Source organism: Micromonospora sp. SYSU B005 (genome assembly GCF_055362685.1).
This window is the reverse complement of record NZ_JAXCFU010000009.1, coordinates 1-18,724: the sequence shown is the minus strand read 5'-3', so window position 1 is coordinate 18,724 and position 18,724 is coordinate 1. Positions and strand designations below refer to the sequence as shown.

Sequence of the window (18,724 nt, the reverse complement as noted above, 5' to 3'; positions counted from 1 at the left end):
GCCCGCCGGGTGACGATCGGTACCCGCCGGGGCCGCTGCCGGCGACGTGGACAGGGCATGATGGGGACGTCGGGACGGCGACCGCGAGGAGGCCGGCATGTCGTTGCTGCGACGCGTGATCGGCGGGGTGCTCCGGCGCATCCGCCTGCGCCAGGGCCGCACGCTGCGCGAGGTGGCCCAGGCCGCCGGCGTCTCCCTGCCCTATCTCTCGGAGGTCGAACGCGGCCGCAAGGAGGCCTCCTCCGAGGTGCTCGCCGCGATCTGCCGCGCGCTCGGCATCCACCTCGCCGACCTGCTCGAAGAGGCCCGCGACGAGCTGCGCCGGGAGCGTCCGGCCCCGGTCGGTCCCGGGATCTCGGCGGCCCGCTTCGACCGGGTGCCGGTCGCCCGCACCGGGCCGCAGCTGCGGGTCGGCCCGCCCCGGCTGTCCGTCACGCGCCGTCCGGCCGTGTCGCCCCGGCAGCACGTGACCCGGCGGCCCGCCGTCTCGCTCCGGCCGCACGTCGCCCGCCGGCCGGTCACCGCCACGCCGCTGCTGGGCGGCGCGCTGAGGCCCTTCGGCCTGGTGCCGGCGCCGCTCGGTGCGCCCCTCGACGCCGCCACGCCGATCGGGTTCGGCGGCGGCATCCGGATCTGGCCGGCTCCCTCCGCCCCGGCCGTCCGCCCCCGTCCGCGTACCTCCGTCACGCTGGCGCGGCGGCGAGCCCGCGCGGGCCGGCGGCGGCCGGTCGCCGCGTAGCTTCTGCCGACGGCGAATCTGCCCCGGGCAGAAAGCCTGGGCCGCACGGGTGCGCCCGGCGGACGCTGGAGACCGCCGGGTTCCCGGGCGGTCCCCCGCCCACCGGCGGCACGGAGGTGGCGGCGATGAGTGGCATCTGGATGCTCGACGAGGGGCAGCCGGCGTTCGGCGACCGGGTCTTCGAACGGCTGCTGAAGGAGCGGATCATCTTCCTCGGCACCGAGGTCACCGACGCGTCGGCCAACCAGATCTGCGCGCAGATCCTGCTTCTCGCGGCCGAGGACGCGGAGCGCGACATCTTCCTCTACATCAACTCGCCGGGCGGCTCGGTCAGCGCCGGCATGGCCGTCTACGACACCATGCGGTACGTCAAGAACGACGTGGCGACGCTGGCGCTCGGGATGGCCGGGTCGATGGGACAGTTCCTGCTCTGCGCCGGGGCGGCGGGCAAGCGGTTCGCGCTGCCGCACTCGCGGATCATGATGCACCAGCCGTCCGGCGGGATGGGCGGCACCGCCGCGGACATCACCATCCAGGCCGAGAACATGCTGCACGTGAAGCGCACCATGCAGGAGCTGATCGCCCGGCACAGCGGGCGGACGCTGGAGGAGATCCAGCGCGACTGGGACCGCGACCGCTGGTTCACCGCCGAGCAGGCCCGCGAGTACGGCCTCGTCGACCAGGTGCTCACCCGCGTCGACCAGCTCGCGGCGTGAGCGGGCGCGGCCCGGCCGGTCCCGCACCGGCCGGGCCGCGCCTCGCGGTCAGGGGTAGCTGATCACCGGGCTGGTGCCGTACGAGCCGACGACCGGCGTGCCGATCTCGTTGATCGTGCGCTCGATGCCGCCGCTGCCGTCCAGGAACACGGTGATCGCGTCGTGGAACCGCACCCCGGCCCGGCGCGGCGCCTCGATAGCCCGGTCGCAGCGGATGTCGACGCCCTGGTTGAAGTACGAGTAGACGCCGAGCCCCCACGCCTCGTGCGTGCGGACGTGGTCAGCCACCTTGTACGAGGCCCAGCCGTTGCCGGTCGGGCTGCGCCAGGCCGCCTGGCTCGGCGGGTCGTAGGGCAGCTCGCTCTGGTAGAACACGGTCCGGCCACGCTCGCCGTTCCAGATCGTCTGCCAACGCTGGTGGTGCTCGACGAACAGCCCGTACGCGGTCACGTCGTCGCCGTTGACGATCACGCCGGTGGCGGCGGTGTTCACGGTCCAGCCGATCGTGCCGGCCCGGCCGTGGTCGCCGCGCCAGGCCCAGATGTTGTCGATGAGCGTGTGCCGGCTGTGCACCACGAGGCTGGTCACCGCGCGCCCGGCGTACGGGCCGCCGATGCGGAAGAAGACGTCCTGCAGCGAGATCGGGTTCGTGGCGTGCGACCGGTGGCAGTGCCGCGTACCGACCTCCACCAGCACCGGCGACTCGACCGGCCCGGCGTCCACGAGCACCCCGGCGATGCGGACCCCGTCCACGTCCTCGATCCGCAGCGCCGCGTCCCCACCGTCCGGCACCAGGCTCGGCATGCCGATGCCGAGCACGACGGTGTCCGGGCGGCGTACCCGCAGGGCCCGGTCCAGGTGGTAGACGCCGGGGGTGAGCAGCAGGTGCCGGCCCCGGGCCAGTTCGGCGTTGATGCGCTTGGCCGAATCGGTGGGCCGGGCCAGGTAGAACGCGGACAGCGGCAGCGACGGCACCGGCGCGCCGCCGGTGGCCCAGGTGGTGCCGGCGGTGTTCCGGCGCAGGCGCGGTACGGCGACCCGCCAGGCGCCCTTGGCGTCGACGAACAGGTACGGCTTCTCCCGGGTGACCGGGCTGGTCGGCAGCGTGGTGTACGGCGGGTCGGGGAAGCCCTGCGCGGGCGCGCCGATCACGCCGGAGAAGACCTGGTTCCACACGCCGTTTGTCCACTCGCCGCCGAGTTCGCTGTCGCGGGTGAGCCACTGCTGCTGGGAACCGTTGATGGTGATGCCGTCCACCTTGGAGTCGGCGATGTAGCCGCCGCTGGAGTAGCCGCCGTTGCCGGGTTCCAGCCACAGCACGCCCTTCACGTGCACCCGCCGCATCGGTGACGCCTGCGAGATGGCCCATTGGTTCGACCAGTCGGTCGGGGTGACCGCGAGGTTCTCCGCCGAGCGCCAGAAGTTGGTGAGCGCGGAGATGCCGGCGGGCGAGTTGGGGTCGGGCTGCCCGACCACCCGGACCGCGCCGTGGATCTCCACGTCGTCCGGGTGGGCGCCGAGACCGGCGACAGTCGTGTAGTAGCCGAGCCGGGCGTCCACCTCGTAGCGGCCGGGCTTGAACAGCACGGCGTACCTGTCGAAGCCCATCTCGTTGCGTTCCTGGGCGGTGAACAGCCCGTCCAGCGTGGACTGGATCTCCTCGACCGGCGTGCTGGGGTCGTACACGAAGACGTTCGGGCCGAAGTCGGGCTCGCGGGCGGGTCGCGCGGCCGGCGATGCGGCCGGGGACGCGGCGGCGGCGCCGGCCGGGAGGCCGAGGGCGGTGAGCGAGGCCGCGGAGGCGGTGAGCGTGAGGAAACGGCGGCGGGAGGGGTCGGATGATCGCATCTGCCTGCCTGTTCGGTGATGGGACGGGAGAGCGCTCTCCCGGCTGTTCCTACCTCATCACCGTCGATACCGCCAGAGCCCGCCGGTTCCGGAACCGGCGGGCTCTGCTGCGGGCTGTGCTCAGGCGCGCTCGGCGCGCTGCTTCACCAGGTCGTCGACCAGCTTCTCGACGTAGTCGGCGGTCTCCTCCCAGCGGGTGACAGCGACGCAGCGGATGCCCATCGCCTTGACCGGGTAGTCGTTGCCGCCCACGTCCAGGCGGTCACCCACGAAGAGCACGTTGTCGATCTTCAGATCCAGGTGCTCCAGCAGCTTCCGCATGCCGTACGCCTTGTCCACGCCCTTGCGGGTGACATCGATCGACGTCGAGCCGCCGCCGCGCACCTCCAGGTCGGGCAGCTTCGCCGCGACCGCGTCCCGCAGACGCCGCTTCTTGTCGCCGTCCGGGTCCCAGCCGTACTTCTCGGCCGCCGGGGCGGACTGCCCCAGCGCGGAGAACGTGATCTGACTACCCCGGTCCTCGATGATGTCGCCCCAGGTCTTCGCCTCCCACAGGCCCAGCGCCTGCGCCGACTCGGTGAGCGCGGCGACGACACGGACCTTGTCGGCCTCGGTCAGATCCTCCGCGTAGACCTGCCGCCAGTCCCCGTCGGACCAGCGGTAGTAGCGGGTGCCGCAGGTCGGCATCAGGTGCAGCCGGTCGCGCTGCTCCTCGGTGAGGTCGAGGTGGGCGAGCACCTGCGACTGGAACTGCTCGAACCGGCCACCGGAGATGACCAGCACGTCCACCTCGGTGAGCAGGTGGCCGAGCAACTCCGCCATCCGACGATCGATCTGGGACTTGGAAATCGCCAGGGTGTCGTCGAGATCGAACGCCACCACTCGAAGATCGTTCACGAATACCTCATGTCGTCGCGGACAGGCCAGGACCTGCCAGGGTACCGACGGTGACACTCCCGGCGTCCGCGCGCCCCGATCGTCACTCCGCGCCACCTTCCGGTCGCAGGCTATCTCCTCCGCCGCTCACTCGTGGGAACGAGCTGCGGAAATGTCGGAGTACACCACCCCGTCGCCGCAGGCCGCCACCACTGACGCGGGCCACTCGGGGTCATAGTCCCGGCACCGGCTCACCCGCCGGAAGGCGGCCACCTTCTCCTTCCCGGGCAGGAGCAGCAACGCACGGTGAGCCAAATCGGCCATCGTGGCGATTCCCATGGTGACGCCGTGCGTAGGCACCTCGTCGACCGAGCGGAAATCGGGATACGTACGAAGGTTGTCCCGCCTGGTCGACTCCGCCAATTGCACCACCCGCGTGACGCTCTCCCGGGGCGCCCCCGGGCCGTTGAAGCCCACGTGCCCGTCACCCGATCCGGACGCCAACAGCAACAGGTCGATGCCCCCGTGCGCTCGAATCCGCACGTCGAAGTCACCGGGCCGCTCCGGCCCGGGCACCCACACCTGATCGGCGGGAAGCCGGCCCCCCGGCGGCAGCCCTCGGTTGAGCGGGCCGACGATCTCCGCTGCGACGTACCGCTCACAACTGTGGTGGCGATCCGCCGGCACCGGCGTGAACCCGCCGGCCCCGGAATCGACATACGCGTCCAGCGAGACCACGACGAGCCCGGCAACCGGAACGCCCTGTTCCGCCACGATCCCGGCGAGAGCCCGGAACGCCTGGGTCGCACTTCGACCCGAGGGACAGCCCAGGAGATAGGGACGATCCTCGGACGCAGCGCTCCGCAACCCACGGGCAATTTCCAGCGCCACCTGGGTCGCGAGATCCGCAGCCGAGGCGAATACGACGGACCGGACCCGCACCATTTTCCTCTCCTACCGCTTTGGAATGGTTCGACGAGATGGAGATGTTGTGTCCCCCGCTACCGTCGTCGATACCCGCCCGGGCGAAATCCGCGCCAGAGGGAAGCCGACGATGTCATCTGCTGCCTCATCCGACGTGACCGCCAATCTGCAGCGATTCGATGGAATTCGGGTACACGATCTTCTGCACGAATACACCGAACGACGCGCCGCCGTGGTCCACCTTCGCGTGGTCGACGCACCGGCAACCTACGTCGGCACGGTCCATGTCGACATCGACGTACCGGTGCCGGCGCGGGGCCGCAGCGCCTGGACACCGCTGGTCAAGTTCGCGGTGCCGCTCCCGCTGGACTCCCTGCGGGCCACCGGCACAGCACCACCCCGGGTCGCCGCTCTGACCATCTCCGGCGGCAGCCGCACTATCGGCGCGCGTCAGGTCACTACCGACTCCTGCCTGATCGTCGAGGCACCCACCCGGGAGCTACGCGGACTGTCCGGTAGCCTGCGCGTCAGTTTCACGAGCGCCAGCCTGTTCTTCCTGATGGGTGGCGACGGCGTGCTCCAAACTTGGCGACTCGGTTTCTCCGTCGAGGCGCCGTCCGCCTCCCGCATGATCATTAACCTCGAACACTCGCCGGAACTATCGTTGCGCTGCCGGGTGGACACGTCCGAGTACCACTCACTGGCGCAAGGAGTCGGGCCGGGCACCGTTCGCAAGATCGGCTTCTACCCGTACGGCCGAGGCGAGCTCTCCTACCTCTTCGGCCTGCACAGCGAATCACGTTTCCGCAATCTCGCGATGCTGCCCTTCGCCGGATGCGTCGGCCTGTTGGCCTCCGCCCTCACCATCGCACTCGTATACGGCGGCTACACGGACATGGCCGCGGTGACGCTCGCGCTCGCCCTCGCGCCGCCCGTGCTCCAGGCGGTACGACCGTCGACCGGCTTCTACCGATCGGCCGACATCCACAGCCGCAGCCCTGGAGCCTGGATCTTCACCATCTCCATCATCCTGTACGTGCCCGCCGCCCTGTTCGCGATCGTCACGATCACCGATCTCACCGAACTCCGCCGGGTGAGCCAGGTTCTCTGCTACGCGTTCGGTGTGCTGCTCGGCCTGCTGGGAACGGCGATCCTCCTCGCTGTAAGGGAGCAGATCCTGCCGCCGCACTACTGCGACGTCTGCACGGCACGGCTCATCTGGCGTCGCCGAAGCAGGCTGCATCGGGCAAGCAGGCGTACGGTGTGCGAGACATGCTTCGCGGACATCGAAGCCCGAGGGCAGGCGAGAGGCTGAGGACGTGGCGCACGAACCGCTGACATTCGACCTGGCCGCCGAGATCGCCGAAACGGTTCGACCCGCCCTCTCGGACGCGGCGGCGACGACCACTCTCGGTGAGGTCACCGAAGACAAGGGTGGCGGCCACACCGCCCACAAGGTGGACGACGTCGCCGAGCGGGTGCTGTTCGACGCGCTGGGGCGGCACGGGTTCCAAGGACAGGTGTTCTCGGAGGAGGCCGGCCTCGTGCGCCTCGGCGACGAGCCGCGAATGATCGTGTGCGACCCCTACTGCAACACCACGCTGACCTTCCACGGCGTACGGGAGTCGGCGGTGGCCGTGTACGAGTACACCCTCGAGGGAGAGTTCCTCAGCGGTGCCATCGCGGACATCCAGATCCCACGTGTCGTCTGGGCCACCTCGGACACCGGTGTGCACGTCACGTCGATGCACGGCAGCACCACGCCCGCGACCTGCTCGGCCACCGAGCGCGTCGAGGACGCGTTCCTGGTCGTGTCGCTGCTGAAGCGCAACCGCCGGCAGGACCCGCCGCTGAAGCTGCTCGGCGGCCCCAAACTGCTTGGGACGGTGGACGGCGCCATCGTCGCCGCCCGGATCGCGGTGGGTGAGGTCGACGGGTTCGTCGACCACCAGTTCGGTCAGCCGTCCTACGAGACCTTGGCGTACGAGTTGGTGGCGCGCGCCGGAGGCACGGTCACGGATCCCGCCGGCCGACCGATCGACTTTGGTGAGATCGTCAGGGGTCTCAGCCGGGGCGAGGTCAGACGACACCAGATCCTCGCCGTCGCGAACCCGAGCCTGCACCGCGACGTACAAGTCCACCTCGCGGGCTGACGACTGCTCGCCTGGAGCGCGGAGGGGATCGACAGACCCCTTCACGGCCCAGTCGTCGGCGGATACGTCCCTCCCAACCTGACCGACATACTCGCGTCGGGCACCTGCCACCTCCGGCTCATTGACGGGATCGCCACCCATCTATAGCCTCCGACCGGCAACCACCTTCATCAGGGGAGGCTGTCCGGTGAGTTTCTTTCCAATGCGCGGGGCGCTCGCCGCCCTCGCGGCGACCGTCCTGGTCGCCGGCACGGCAGCGACGCCCGCCACGGCGGCCGCCGAGGGCGACCTGTCCGCCCTGGCGAGCTCGTCCACCTTCCCGCTGGCCGACCCCGACACCCTCCTGGCGAAGGACGGCTCGTACGTCACCTACGGCACCACGGTCGGCGCCGGGACCGGCGCGCGCTGCGGCGCGACCGGCAGGCTGTACGTACCGGTCCTCGTCCACGGCTCCGGCAACAGCGTCGGCATGGCCGACTGCGCGTCGCACGACGCCCTGCCGTCCGGCCCGGGCGCCTGGGCCGAGCCCGGCGGCGCGGTCTGGGCACCGGGCGTCGCCCGCTTCGGCAGCCGGTTCTTCATGTTCTACACCGCCTCCCGCAAGGGCACCGGCCAGAAGTGCATCGGACGAGCGATCTCCGACAGCGCCCGCGGCCCCTTCCAGAACCAGGGCGAGTGGGCCTGCCCGGACGCCGGCCGGTGGGCACTCGACGCCAACCCCTTCGTGGCCGGCGGGAACCTGTACGTCACCTACCGGGACGACGCCATCGCCTCCGGCGCCGAGACCGGCATCTCCACCGTCCGCACCGACGGCGAGGGCCGCGCGATCTGGGACACCCGCCGGGACATGCTCAAGAGCACCGACATCACCTGGGACACCGCCAAGACCAGCGGCGGTACGCACGTGGTGGAGAACCCGTCGATGTGGAAGGCCGCCGACGGCGACTGGTACCTCATGTACTCAGGCAACAACTGGGACAGCGCCCGCTACGCAACCGGCATCGCTCGCTGCGGCGCCAGTCCCCTGCCCGGCTCCCGATGCACTCCCATCCGCGAGGGCGTGTCGCGGCCCTTCTTCGGCTACACCGGCAGCGCCGGACTCAACCCGATCAGCGGCCTGCCCGGCAACCACCAGGGCCCTGGCGGGATGGACGTCTTCGCCGCCGCCGACGGCAGCGAGCGCGTGGTGTGGCACTGGTGGAACGGCTCCACCCGCTTCCCGATGACCGGCGTCCTGACCCGCCCTTCGACCGGCTTCGTCGTGTCGTAGTCGGCGCGCCTGGTGACACGACTGCTCACCATGCGCTTTGGTGTGGTCACGCTGGGTTGAACTGCTTCACGGAAAATTGCATTTGGCAAGAGATGGCACCGAAATTTTCTCGATGCGATGCATCTGCTTGTCAGGTACCCGACAGTGAATTGACCACTCTTGTGCTAGCTGTCCGCCGGGAGGATGCTCGAACCGTCGAACGGCACTGCGTCGCCTCACACAGAGGGCGGCGCCCGGCTGCCACCGGACGCCGCATTCGACTCCACCGCTGCAACGGAAGGAGTCACGTTGACTGTAATCCCTCACGGGTCAGACTTCGAGACACCAGAGGACGAGGACGAAACCGTTGCCGAGCCGACCGACCGGCACCGGCTCATCCTGGCGTACATCAAGACGCTCAGTCCGATCATCGCCGCCGTCGTCGCCTGCATCGGGACGCTGGTGGCAGCGCTGGTCCGCTGACCCGCCGGCCCCGCGCTCCGGCTCCGGCCGGACGCGGGGCCGCCCCGCGCTGAAAGGTCTGGCACACTGCGGCGATGCCGACGTTTGATCGACTCTTCGCCGAACATGTCGGCACCGGCCTGGCCCGCCAGATGGCGCTGGCCGACCTGCTCGGCGAACGTGACTGGCAACTCGACGTGCCCGGCGGCATCGCTACGTTCGGGACCGACCTGCGGTACCGCGTCCAGGTCCTCGGCACCGAGAGCCACGACGACGGCACCTGGCTGTGGGCCTGGGCCAACGAGGCCAGCAACCTCCCGCCGTCGGTGCTGCATCTGGCCGGCTGGCTTCGCGAGTACGGACACCGCCAAGGGGTCGCCGAACTCACCGAGCCCACGTTCCCGCTCCAGCGCGCCGACGGTCACCGCCTCGCCCTGCTGGCGTCCGGCCTCACCGGCCGCTGCTACTACCGCGGGCCGTACGACGGCGGCGCCGTCTTCTTCCACCTCGACGACGCCCCGCCGCAGATCACCGCGCCGGTCCGGCCGGAGCGGGTGCTGACCGTCCTGACCCAGGTCCTACAGTCCTTCCCGGTGGAGCACCGCGTCGCCGTCGAGTCGTTCCTGCACCAGCAGGGGTGGCGGCTGGATCGGGCGCCGATGTCGGTGACGGCGCAGGATCGGGACGGGTCGGTCCTGCGTGTCGACTTCGACGCGATGGGCCGGGTCAGCAACCTGTCCGGAACGGTCAGCCCGTAGGCGGAATGTGGTGCCCCCGGCAGGATTCGAACCTGCGACACACGGTTTAGGAAACCGATGCTCTATCCCCTGAGCTACGAGGGCGCGAGGGCCTAGTCTAGCGACCGGGGCGTTCACCTGGGGTGGCAGGGAGTGGCCCACGTTCACCCACGTTCGCCGGAACCCCGTTCGCCCAGCCCAGGACCACAGCCGGAGCACACGAACGCCGGTTTGCGACCGGCGGTCGGCCGCGGTGACCCGCGTTGGCACCGGTTCACCCGGGTTGGCATCCGCTGGAGAGCACACACCGCGCACATCATCGATGATGATGATGATGCCTGCCCCGGGCTCCGGGCTATGGGCTCGGCAGGGTGGTACGCCAGGCGGCAGTGAGTGCTGCCACGTCGGGGTATCGGTCGGCAGGTGTCGTGGCGGTGGCGTTCACGGCTACCTGCATCTGGTGGTGGGAGCCGCGCCAGCCGGATGGGGAGTCGAGGAGGTGGTGGATGGTGCGGCCGAGGGTGTAGACGGTGGTGCGCTGGTCGATGACGGAACCGCGGACGAGTTCTTCGGGAGCCATGTACCGGCGGGATCCGGGGAGGCGGTCGGTGTCGAGGGTGAACGGCCCGGGACGGTACTCGTCGAGGTCGATCAGGCGGAGTCGACGGACGTGGAAGTCGTAGAGGAAGCAGCCGTCGTAGAGGTCGACTGCGACGTAGCCGGCGGCGGTGACGGCCAGGTGTGCGTCGAGGATGGTGTCGATGGCCGTTTCGACGTCGGGCAGGGGTAGTTGCTGGAACCGGTGCAGTGCGCTGCGGTCCGAGCCGTGGATGGTGGCGTGGTTCAGCACGGTGCCGTCATGCCACGGGTAGACCAGCGTCGGCCCGTCGAGGACGTGCTCGGGACGCACGATCGCCGGGTGCTGGACCGTGGCGTGGAACCGGGCGGCGCACAGCAAGGAACGGCGGCTGGGCGCGGTGGTGGCTGTCTTGACGAACCAGCGGCGTCCGGACGCCTCGACGCCGTAGGAGACGCACCCGGAGTCCTGGGCGTCGAAGATCGCGAACGCGGAGTCCAGGGATAGTTCCACGCAGGGAGAGTAAGGCGGCCCCCTTCACCGAGCGCGGCTGCTACCGGCAGCCGGCAGGATGTCGACCTGGCCGCCAGCGGGCGCTGCGCGCCACCGTCGAGCACGTCGGCCGTCGTCACGCTACGGCTCTGCCCGACCACACCGGTCGCGCCGGCGAACACTGGCCTAACCTCGATGCCCGCCTTGCCCGGCTGGCCTCGGCGCTGCGCTTCGCCGCCGGAAATCAGCCGGGCAGGCCCGGCCGCACCGGCGTAGGCAGGTCCCGGCTCCTGGGTGCACCAGCGTCTCGCCACGTTGCTGACCGCGACCGACCAGGCGACCACCCATAGCCGATGAGAGCGCGACGAATTGCAACATCAAGTGGCGCCGGTTGTCTCAGTCTATGTTGAAGCCGTCAGTATTCAAGGCGCCAAGGTTGTTCCTCAGGAACCTTCTCGTTTGGTCCTCGTCAGCTATGAACTCGTTGTCATAACGACTGTCCGCCCATGAAGTCTTGCCTGTTTCGCGGATACGTAACTCTCCACTCACAATCTGGTAGTGCCTATCGTTGGTGTTGTTTCTGTCGCTATAGTGAGTCGACGCCTCGAATCCTTCATTTTGATCCAACAGTTGTTGAATCACCTGCTTCGTCAGGCGCAAGGTGCACATCCTTGGGTAATCAGATCAACGCTTGCCGGCGGAGCGTGTCGGAATATTAGTCCAGCGATCGAGAGCCCACCTGGGCAGCTCTGCAGGCTTACGAGTTTAGGAAGCCGCTTCGTAACAGCGCTCGCGTTCCTGCTCCCACAACTCGTCGTCACCCAGCGAGGCATACTCGGGCCGCATCTTTCGAGCCAGGCCGTAGAAGCCCGAACTCGGTCGGTTGGTGCTACGGGAGACGACCAACGCGCTCCACAGCGGCTCACCCTTGTCGAACGCTCGACGGGAGACCTTGTCGAGCGGCTGGCTCAGGAAGTCCGGCCTTGTGTCCACCCGCTTCGCGAGGGGGCCATAGCCGATCAGTCCCTTCGCTGTCGCGACGCCGAAAAGGATGTCCGCGATTCGGTCGACTCGGTCGACCTCGAACGTCTCAGGCATCTGGTCACGGTAGAACAGGTTCAACCCGTGACGGTTCAGCTGATCCGCCACACTTCTGGCCATCCAGGCCCTTCGAAGCGTCCCCATCTTCGGCTATCACGAGGCCTTGAGAGCCGCCGGTCACCCTCCGGGCAGTCGCCATGCCCCTGACAGGCATACCTGTCAGGGGTGAAGAATCCTGTCGCAGTCTTCGTCGTACCAGCCGTCAGTGTTGTGCTTCTGGAGGGTGCCCGCGACGCGCGTCAGCATCAGGACATCGCCGTTGAGGGTCAGGGCGGCGTCCTCGGCCCTGCCGGTGAGGATCTTGGCCACGGCCGCCAGCATGTGGGGCTTGCCCTTGTCGACCATGGTGTCCTTGCGCATGTAGAAGCTGACGTCGACGTAGGCCTCCGGCTCCCATTCCCACAGAGCGCCACCGTCGTCCTCGGCACTGTAGTAGCCGTGCCGGCCGCCGGTGATGTCCACGACGTACCCGTGCTCGTCGTTCAGGTCGGCGCTGAGCATCCTGCCGCCGGACGCCGTGGACGTCTCGACCGCTCCGGGAGCAGCCAGCTCCGCTACCTGTTCGAGTGGGAGGTTGCCCGCCAGCGTCAGCCGGTACTCGACAGCCATCTGCATCCCAGGGCCCCGGCAAAGTCGTCAGGTGATGCCGGGTAGGGCCAGCGGCCGGGTGCTGTCGCGGGATAGTCGCGCTGGGAAACGTGTTGCGAGCCGGCACCGCGGCTGGCACCGTCCTCCTTATGCGCCTGGACCCACTGTTGTACGAGGCCGCGCTTGATCAGCTCGAACGCCGCTGGCCGGTCGGGACGCCCGGCGGTGCCGGGGCCGTGTATTTGGACGACGGCATGATCCTCACCAGCGTCGGTCTCGACAACGTCAACGGAGGGGTGACGCTCTGCGGCGAGACGGGAGCGATCTGCCAGGCATACACCCTCAACCGTCGGATCACCGCGTCGATCTTCTTGTACCGCGAATCCGGCGGCGAGCCGTACGTGATGGCACCCTGCGGTATATGCCAGGAACGGCTCGCGCTGTGGGGCCCAGACGTCGAGGTGGCCGTCCCCGACTCGGACAGCCCGGCCGGTTGGAGCGCGCGTACCCTCGCCGACGTGCACCCCTACTACTGGGCAAAGGTGTTCGCCGGAGGCGAGTGGCCCCCAGCCAGCCTGCACATCGAGCCCTGACCAAGTCGTCCCCGGGGCACTCCCGGGCCAGGGCCCCGGTAAAGTCGTGACGCTGTCCGACTTGAGGCTTCTGGAGTAGAAGCGCCGGCGTTGGTGGCAGCAAGACGGGCATGACCGGCTCAGAAGATCATCAAGGTTCCTACGCCACGGTGATCGATCCGAAGTGAGTCATGCCCGCTCTGCCATCATCGCTGATCTCGTCTTTATCCGTTGCACCGGCTCTGACCGTGTCCGAAACCGCTGGCGGGCTGACCACAGCACTGGCCGGGGTGGCTGATCCACGGGCTCGGCGCGGCGTGCGGCATCGGTTGTGCGTGGTGGTGACCGCGGTGGTGTGTGCCGTGGTGGCCGGCTACCGCTCGTACTCCGCGATCGCGGAGTGGGTGGCGGACGCCCCGGACGAAACGGCCGAGGCGCTGGGTATCGCCGCTGACCGGCGCCCGTCGGAGGCGATGATCCGCCGGTTGCTGCAGGCCCTGGACCCGGATGTGCTGACCACGGCGATCAGCGGCTGGCTCGTCGGCCGGGCCACGACCAGCGCCTCGGGCGTCCGGCGGGCGATCGCGGTCGACGGCAAGACGCTACGGGGATCCCGCACCGCCGTCGCCGCCGCCGATCACGTGATGGCCGCCTGTGATCAGGGCACAGGTGTGGTCCTGGCCAGCACCGACGTCGACGGCAAGACCAACGAGATCACCCGCTTCCAGCCGTTGCTTGACCAGATCGGCGACCTGCGCGACACGGTGATCACCGCCGACGCGCTGCACTGCCAGCGCGACCACGTTGCCTACCTCGCCGAACGCGGCGCGCACTGGATCCTGACCGTCAAAGCCAACCAACCCCACCTGCACACCCAACTCGCCAGCCTGCCCTGGCGGGCCGTTCCCGACGCCACCCGCCACGACGATCGCGGGCACGGTCGCCGCGAGATTCGCACGTGCAAGATCCTGACGATCTCCACCGGCATCGACTTCCCGCACGCCGCCCAGGCCATCCAGGTCCGCCGCCGAAGACGACGCCTCGATGAGCCGAAACGCTTCACCACCGAGACCGTCTACGCCATCACCGATCTGCAAGTCCACCAGGCGAAACCGGATCAACTGGCCGCGTGGATCCGCGGCCACTGGTCCATCGAGAACAAGCTCCACTGGGTCCGCGACGTCACCTACGACGAAGACCGCAGCCAGATCCGAACCGGCACCGGACCACAGGTCATGGCCGCCCTACGCAACGCCGCCATCGGCGCCCTACGCCTCGCCGGAGTCACCAACATCGCCGCCGCCAACCGGCACCACGCCCGCGACAGCAGCCGGACACTGGCCCTCCTCGGCATCACCTAACGACTTTGCCGGGGCCCTGAGACTCCGGGTGAATGCGGCGACCGACTGGAACGGCGTGCGGATGAAGGCTATGGAGCCGTTGACCGGGAACGACCCGGGGGAACGGTCAGGCCTGACCTTCAGCCAGCACCTCAACCAGTGGGTGACGCTACGCAATGCCCTCGCGCACGGCAGCCTACACCAGCTGCTCAACCGCGTGGGCGACCCGCACCGGTGGACCGACCCAGTGATCGGTGATCCCTACGCGAGTATTTTGTACGGTCGATACCGGTTGTGGCACTCGGATGCCGAAGGCGACAGCAGCGTTCCGCCGGAACAGCGGATGGTAGGAGCGACCATCCAGGCAGGATGCGCCCGTTCCTGTCTTGCGTTGATCGTCCAACTCGTTGACTGGCTCATCGTCGAGATCTGTTCCGCCCACCATCGCGATTGGGATGCCGAGGACCTGCGGCTGCCCTACGACTGGTTCCAACGCGATCTCCCTGTCAGGTTCCGTGGCATCACCGCTGACGAGTACGCCCACTGGAGTCTCTGGGGCGGTCCTTCGCTGCACCGCCGATGAACGGGCCCACGTGAGAGTCGACGTGGCTCTTGCCAGCATCGGTTACAGAGCCTTGAGTAAAGGCATCCGTCAGTGACCTCACCGCGCCCCTCGGACACTCCCAGCCGACCGTCACTCACCACCTTGATCCTCACCGAGGCCGACAGCCGGCCTGCTCGAGCGGGACAAGCGCGGTGTCTGGGCCTATTACCGGCTCGTGCCGTCCGCCATCGCCACGATCGCCGACCTGCTGACCCCGCCCCGCAAACGAGCAACGAAGAAGACCCCGCTGACCGACGCCATCGGCGACCGCCGCCGACGCCTCAAGACCCGGCCGTGCGAGAGGCGGAACGCGGCGGTTGAGCGTCCCACCGCGCGTGGCTCGACCCTGAGCAGCGGGCTCTACGTTCAGGCATGACCCATCGCGGCGGTCCAGGACGGGGCAATGTCGCCGCCTGTACCTATCCTGGCTAGGTGGACGGTGTAGCGAAGGACTTCTTCATCTCGTATACGGCCGCTGACAAAGCGTGGGCTACCTGGATCGCCTACATCCTCGAGGCGGACGGCTTCGCCGTGACGATTCAGGAGTGGGACTTCCGGCCAGGCAGCAACTTCGCCGTCGAGATGGACAAGGCCCTCAAGCAGTGTCCGCGGATGATCGCTGTGCTCTCCCCGGCCTACCTGAAGGCACCCTTCCCAGCCTCGGAGTGGGCAGCCGTCTTCGCCAGCGACCCGGAGGGCGCGAAGAACGCCCTCGTGCCGATCATGGTGCAGGAGTGCCAGCCGGAGGGGCTGCTCAGCCAGGTGGTGCAGATCCGCATTCACGGACTCGACGAGACCGCTGCGCGGAAGCAGATCCTCGAAGGCGTCCGCCGCGAACGGAACAAGCCCGCCACACCTCCGCCGTTCCCGGGTACGTCGGCGGCGTCCACCGAGGCGCCCGCCCAGGCTGTGCCATATCCGACAGCCCGCACTGCCGCGCCGGCCAGCCCATCGCGGCTGCGCTGGCAGAGCCCGGCACCGCCGGTCAGCGTCTCCTGGCGCAGCGACCTTGACCAACGCATGCAGGACCGCAGGCTAGGCGGCGCAGCCGTCGAGGTGCACCTGGCCTTCGCCGCCGACGAGGCGCGACTGCAGGTTAGCGAGCTGGCCGCCCTTGCCGACCTGCTGCCCGACCATGGCCGACAGCACGGCATGTTCACCCGGCTGGAAGCCCTGCACGCGCACGCCGACTCCACCGCCGCCCGGGCGACGAGCAGCGGCCGGGACAACGAGAAGGGGCTTGTGATTTGCCGGTCGGGCCAGCGGTCGGCGTGGGCCCCTCTGCCCCGAGGCCAAATGGGCGCGGTGCTCGACCGTGACGACCTGATCAAGCAGCTCGCTGCCATGCTTAACACGCTGACGGCGCTGGAACTGCCTCACAGCGACCTCGTCGTACCGGCCATCGGGCTCGACCCCGCCACCATGATCTCCTACGGCAAGGTCAACGTACCGAGCAACACCGCCACCTTCGGGTTCGCGCAGGCAGACCACATCCACGTCTCTCCGGACGAAGCCATCGACTACGGCAGCATCGTCGCCCGCCCCACCGACGTGGCCGCCGAACTCGTCGCACGTCTCATCGCCGACCACCGGATCGCCACAGGCCTGCGCTGACAACCTACTGATCCACGCCCCCGCCAGGACGAGTCCCAGCAGGATGCCGTCGCCGACCACCGGTCGGACCGGTGCTCCGTTGATGCTCGGCGAAACGGTTCTCTGCGCCACGCCAGGCGCAGCGCGGACACCGATGGCGGTCTCCGTTCTTTACGCTGCTCCCATGGCAGCGTGTCCCGAGCTGACCAGGCCGGTCCCCCGCGTGGGGTCCGGTCACGGTCTCTCCGGGGCAACCCCGGGGACGCGATCCTCGCCTCGGCACCACGCCACAGGTGCGTCGGCACGCTCCGCGAGCCTGTGCACCCGCACGACCGGGCATCGTCGGGACACGCTGCCACCACCGGCCCGCTCGTGACCACCATTCACGCCCTGGCCACCGCGCTCGCCGACGCGTTCCTCGCCGGCGACGGCTGGCGCCGCGCCGATCTCGTCGACCAGGGTGGGCTCGTCCTCGGGATAAGGCGGCGCTGGCTGTGGCCGGTTGCCGACGCGGCGCTGATCGCCTACCCGCGCCCACCCGCCGACCGGCCACGCGAGCTGGCGGAGTTCCTGAGCACCCTCGATCCGCTCCGCGTCGCAGTCGCCCGCCAGCACCAGCGGCCGATCATCATCCACACGCGGCCCGTGACACCGACCCGCACCGTCCGCCGTCCCTGGCACACTCCGGTCATCGACACGGTCGGCGACCTGGCCGCGATGCTCGACCTGAGCATCGAACACCTCGACTGGTACGCCGACCGACGCGCCATGAACCGACGCGCCACCGCCCACCGGCTGCACCACTACCACTACCGCTGGACCGAGGGTGGCCGGCTCATCGAGGCACCGAAGTCCCGGCTGCGCGCCCTGCAACGCCGGCTCCTCACCGAGGTCCTCGGCCCCATCCCGGTCCACCCCGCCGCCCACGGATTCGTACCCGGCCGCTCCGCACACACCTTCGCCGCCGCCCACACCGCACCGCCGGCTACCCCGAACCCGTCGCCCACACCCTCACCGGACTCTGCACCACCCGCACCCCGCACCCAGTCCTGCGCCGCGCACCCACCGACCTACCGCAGCGGGCGGCGCGGCTCGCCGCGCTGCGCACCGGTCACCTGCCCCAAGGCGCGCCCACCTCACCCGCGCTGGCGAACCTGTGTGCCTACCGACTCGACCGACGCCTCACCGGCCTCGCCGACGCCTACGAGATCACCTACACCCGCTACGCCGACGACCTCGCCTTCTCCGGCGACCTCACCCCACGCCGCACTAACGACCTGATCGCCTCCGTCACCCACATCGCCCGCGACGAGGGCTTCCAACTCCACCCAGCCAAGACCCGCGTCCGTAGCCAAGCCGACCGGCAACTCCTCGTCGGACTCGTCGTCAACCACCACCCCGCCACACCACGCGACGACTACGACCGGCTCCGCGCCATCCTCCACAACGCCGCCCGCACCGGCCTCGCCGCGCAGAACCGGACCGGCCACCCCGGCTTCGCTCAATACCTCATCGGGCGAGTTGCCTGGGTCGGTCATCACCATCCGGCACGCGCAGCCAAACTCGCCGCGCTGCTGGCCCACGCTCTCGCGGCACCGTAAACTGACGCGGCGCGGCAACTTCGCGAGATCTCGGCAAGGACGCGTCGAACCGATCGAGGCAGGGCCTGAGCAGGACTTACGCCTATTCTGCTGATCTTCAGCAAGCGAGCACAGCAAGGACCGCGTGCGACCCATTAATATGCAAGAAGAATAGGAACCGGCAGGCAGTCAGCCTCCGGGTACAGATAGAGCATCGTCTTAGGAAATCGATGCTCTATCCCCTGAGCTACGAGGGCGCGAGGGCCTAGTCTAGCGACCTGGGGGTTCACCCGGGGTGGCAGGGAGTGACCCACGTTCACCCCCGTAACCCGGACCCCCTGTTCTCCCAGCCCAGGAGCACCCCCGAGCACGCGAATGCAAGATCACGTACGCCGCCCCGCTCCCTACCAAGGGTCATCGGACGGCAGGATGCTCGCCTCGGCGGCAACCCGTCCGCGGGCTTCGAGCGATGACTGAGCTCTTTTCATCGTGATCAAGGGCGGTTGACCAGGTAGGCGGGGGCGGCGTGTCGATTGTCCGGATAGGACGAAGCTCCCGGTAGGACAGCAGTCG

Annotated in this window: 19 protein-coding genes, 1 tRNA gene and 1 pseudogene; 13 read left to right on the top strand and 8 right to left on the bottom strand. The window is 69.1% G+C overall.

All coding sequences use genetic code 11. From position 1 onward, the window contains the following. The first annotated feature begins 97 nt into the window (after window positions 1-97). Window positions 98-739 carry a helix-turn-helix domain-containing protein gene (locus tag SM452_RS20495; RefSeq protein WP_262012679.1) on the top strand — a complete coding sequence of 214 codons (642 nt, stop codon included), beginning with the start codon at window positions 98-100 and terminating at the stop codon, window positions 737-739. A gap of 125 nt (window positions 740-864) precedes the next feature. Continuing rightward, the gene (locus SM452_RS20490) at window positions 865-1,455 is read left to right on the top strand and encodes an ATP-dependent Clp protease proteolytic subunit (RefSeq protein WP_194798752.1); all 591 of its coding nucleotides are present in this window, start codon (window positions 865-867) and stop codon (window positions 1,453-1,455) included. Window positions 1,456-1,503: 48 nt separating this feature from the next. Here SM452_RS20490 and SM452_RS20485 read toward each other — a convergent pair whose 3' ends face one another. The 3 genes from SM452_RS20485 to SM452_RS20475 all read right to left on the bottom strand — a co-directional run bounded on the left by SM452_RS20485 (window position 1,504) and on the right by SM452_RS20475 (window position 5,124). Then, window positions 1,504-3,303: an adenylyl cyclase gene (locus SM452_RS20485; protein ID WP_463840508.1), complete on the bottom strand. Its 1,800-nt coding sequence runs from the start codon at window positions 3,301-3,303 to the stop codon at window positions 1,504-1,506. A gap of 120 nt (window positions 3,304-3,423) precedes the next feature. Then, on the bottom strand, window positions 3,424-4,200 hold the full coding sequence (locus SM452_RS20480; RefSeq protein WP_355514727.1) for an HAD-IIB family hydrolase: 777 nt from the start codon (window positions 4,198-4,200) through the stop codon (window positions 3,424-3,426). 126 nt (window positions 4,201-4,326) lie between these two features. Then, window positions 4,327-5,124 carry a 6-phosphogluconolactonase gene (locus tag SM452_RS20475; RefSeq protein ID WP_262012682.1) on the bottom strand — a complete coding sequence of 266 codons (798 nt, stop codon included), beginning with the start codon at window positions 5,122-5,124 and terminating at the stop codon, window positions 4,327-4,329. Between the two features lie 133 nt (window positions 5,125-5,257). Here SM452_RS20475 and SM452_RS20470 point away from each other — a divergent pair, with 133 nt between their 5' ends. The 5 genes from SM452_RS20470 (at window position 5,258) to SM452_RS20450 (ending at window position 9,725) form a co-directional block, all read left to right on the top strand. Next, entirely contained in the window at window positions 5,258-6,418 is a 1,161-nt protein-coding gene (locus SM452_RS20470) for a hypothetical protein (protein ID WP_262012683.1), read from the top strand. Between the two features lie 4 nt (window positions 6,419-6,422). Then, complete coding sequence (locus SM452_RS20465) at window positions 6,423-7,256, top strand: inositol monophosphatase family protein (RefSeq protein WP_402809402.1); 834 nt, start codon at window positions 6,423-6,425, stop codon at window positions 7,254-7,256. 187 nt (window positions 7,257-7,443) lie between these two features. After that, window positions 7,444-8,526: a family 43 glycosylhydrolase gene (locus tag SM452_RS20460; RefSeq protein WP_463840507.1), complete on the top strand. Its 1,083-nt coding sequence runs from the start codon at window positions 7,444-7,446 to the stop codon at window positions 8,524-8,526. Between the two features lie 288 nt (window positions 8,527-8,814). Next, on the top strand, window positions 8,815-8,988 hold the full coding sequence (locus SM452_RS20455; RefSeq protein WP_013283846.1) for a hypothetical protein: 174 nt from the start codon (window positions 8,815-8,817) through the stop codon (window positions 8,986-8,988). A gap of 74 nt (window positions 8,989-9,062) precedes the next feature. Then, window positions 9,063-9,725: a DUF6882 domain-containing protein gene (locus tag SM452_RS20450; RefSeq protein WP_463840506.1), complete on the top strand. Its 663-nt coding sequence runs from the start codon at window positions 9,063-9,065 to the stop codon at window positions 9,723-9,725. A gap of 8 nt (window positions 9,726-9,733) precedes the next feature. Here SM452_RS20450 and SM452_RS20445 read toward each other — a convergent pair. From SM452_RS20445 to SM452_RS20425, 5 genes are all read right to left on the bottom strand, one after another. Continuing rightward, window positions 9,734-9,809, bottom strand: a tRNA-Arg gene (locus SM452_RS20445). 250 nt (window positions 9,810-10,059) lie between these two features. Next, window positions 10,060-10,794: a serine/threonine-protein kinase gene (locus SM452_RS20440; RefSeq protein ID WP_463840505.1), complete on the bottom strand. Its 735-nt coding sequence runs from the start codon at window positions 10,792-10,794 to the stop codon at window positions 10,060-10,062. Between the two features lie 375 nt (window positions 10,795-11,169). Then, a complete protein-coding gene (locus SM452_RS20435) occupies window positions 11,170-11,433 on the bottom strand; it encodes a hypothetical protein (RefSeq protein ID WP_152748166.1) in 264 nt (87 codons plus the stop codon). A gap of 105 nt (window positions 11,434-11,538) precedes the next feature. After that, window positions 11,539-11,871, bottom strand: a complete 333-nt coding sequence (locus SM452_RS20430; protein ID WP_152748165.1) for a hypothetical protein — start codon at window positions 11,869-11,871, stop codon at window positions 11,539-11,541. Window positions 11,872-12,033: 162 nt separating this feature from the next. Beyond that, window positions 12,034-12,483 (bottom strand): SitI3 family protein, encoded by a 450-nt coding sequence (locus tag SM452_RS20425; protein WP_047890527.1) that lies wholly within the window; start codon window positions 12,481-12,483, stop codon window positions 12,034-12,036. 128 nt (window positions 12,484-12,611) lie between these two features. Between SM452_RS20425 and SM452_RS20420 the strand changes: the two genes are divergently transcribed. From SM452_RS20420 to SM452_RS20395, 6 genes and pseudogenes are all read left to right on the top strand, one after another. Continuing rightward, window positions 12,612-13,055: a cytidine deaminase gene (locus SM452_RS20420; protein WP_128139190.1), complete on the top strand. Its 444-nt coding sequence runs from the start codon at window positions 12,612-12,614 to the stop codon at window positions 13,053-13,055. A gap of 227 nt (window positions 13,056-13,282) precedes the next feature. Beyond that, a complete protein-coding gene (locus SM452_RS20415) occupies window positions 13,283-14,395 on the top strand; it encodes an ISAs1 family transposase (protein ID WP_355514926.1) in 1,113 nt (370 codons plus the stop codon). A 28-nt stretch (window positions 14,396-14,423) separates the two neighbouring features. After that, the gene (locus tag SM452_RS20410) at window positions 14,424-14,957 is read left to right on the top strand and encodes a hypothetical protein (protein WP_463840504.1); all 534 of its coding nucleotides are present in this window, start codon (window positions 14,424-14,426) and stop codon (window positions 14,955-14,957) included. Between the two features lie 59 nt (window positions 14,958-15,016). Beyond that, window positions 15,017-15,219, top strand: a pseudogene (locus SM452_RS20405) (ArsR/SmtB family transcription factor); the annotation flags it as partial. Window positions 15,220-15,410: 191 nt separating this feature from the next. Next, window positions 15,411-16,592, top strand: coding sequence for a toll/interleukin-1 receptor domain-containing protein (locus tag SM452_RS20400; protein WP_463840503.1), 1,182 nt, complete (start codon window positions 15,411-15,413; stop codon window positions 16,590-16,592). Between the two features lie 272 nt (window positions 16,593-16,864). Further along, window positions 16,865-18,172 carry a reverse transcriptase family protein gene (locus SM452_RS20395; RefSeq protein WP_463840502.1) on the top strand — a complete coding sequence of 436 codons (1,308 nt, stop codon included), beginning with the start codon at window positions 16,865-16,867 and terminating at the stop codon, window positions 18,170-18,172. The last annotated feature ends 552 nt before the right edge of the window (window positions 18,173-18,724 follow it).

Bases quoted from the DNA above. Each gene is read 5' to 3' on its own strand.
- SM452_RS20420 (WP_128139190.1), top strand. From the start codon at position 12,612: ATGCGCCTGGACCCACTGTTGTACGAGGCCGCGCTTGATCAGCTCGAA.
- SM452_RS20450 (WP_463840506.1), top strand. From the start codon at position 9,063: ATGCCGACGTTTGATCGACTCTTCGCCGAACATGTCGGCACCGGCCTG.
- SM452_RS20430 (WP_152748165.1), bottom strand. From the start codon at position 11,871: ATGCCTGAGACGTTCGAGGTCGACCGAGTCGACCGAATCGCGGACATC.
- SM452_RS20425 (WP_047890527.1), bottom strand. From the start codon at position 12,483: ATGGCTGTCGAGTACCGGCTGACGCTGGCGGGCAACCTCCCACTCGAA.
- SM452_RS20495 (WP_262012679.1), top strand. From the start codon at position 98: ATGTCGTTGCTGCGACGCGTGATCGGCGGGGTGCTCCGGCGCATCCGC.
- SM452_RS20485 (WP_463840508.1), bottom strand. From the start codon at position 3,303: ATGCGATCATCCGACCCCTCCCGCCGCCGTTTCCTCACGCTCACCGCC.
- SM452_RS20490 (WP_194798752.1), top strand. From the start codon at position 865: ATGAGTGGCATCTGGATGCTCGACGAGGGGCAGCCGGCGTTCGGCGAC.
- SM452_RS20475 (WP_262012682.1), bottom strand. From the start codon at position 5,124: ATGGTGCGGGTCCGGTCCGTCGTATTCGCCTCGGCTGCGGATCTCGCG.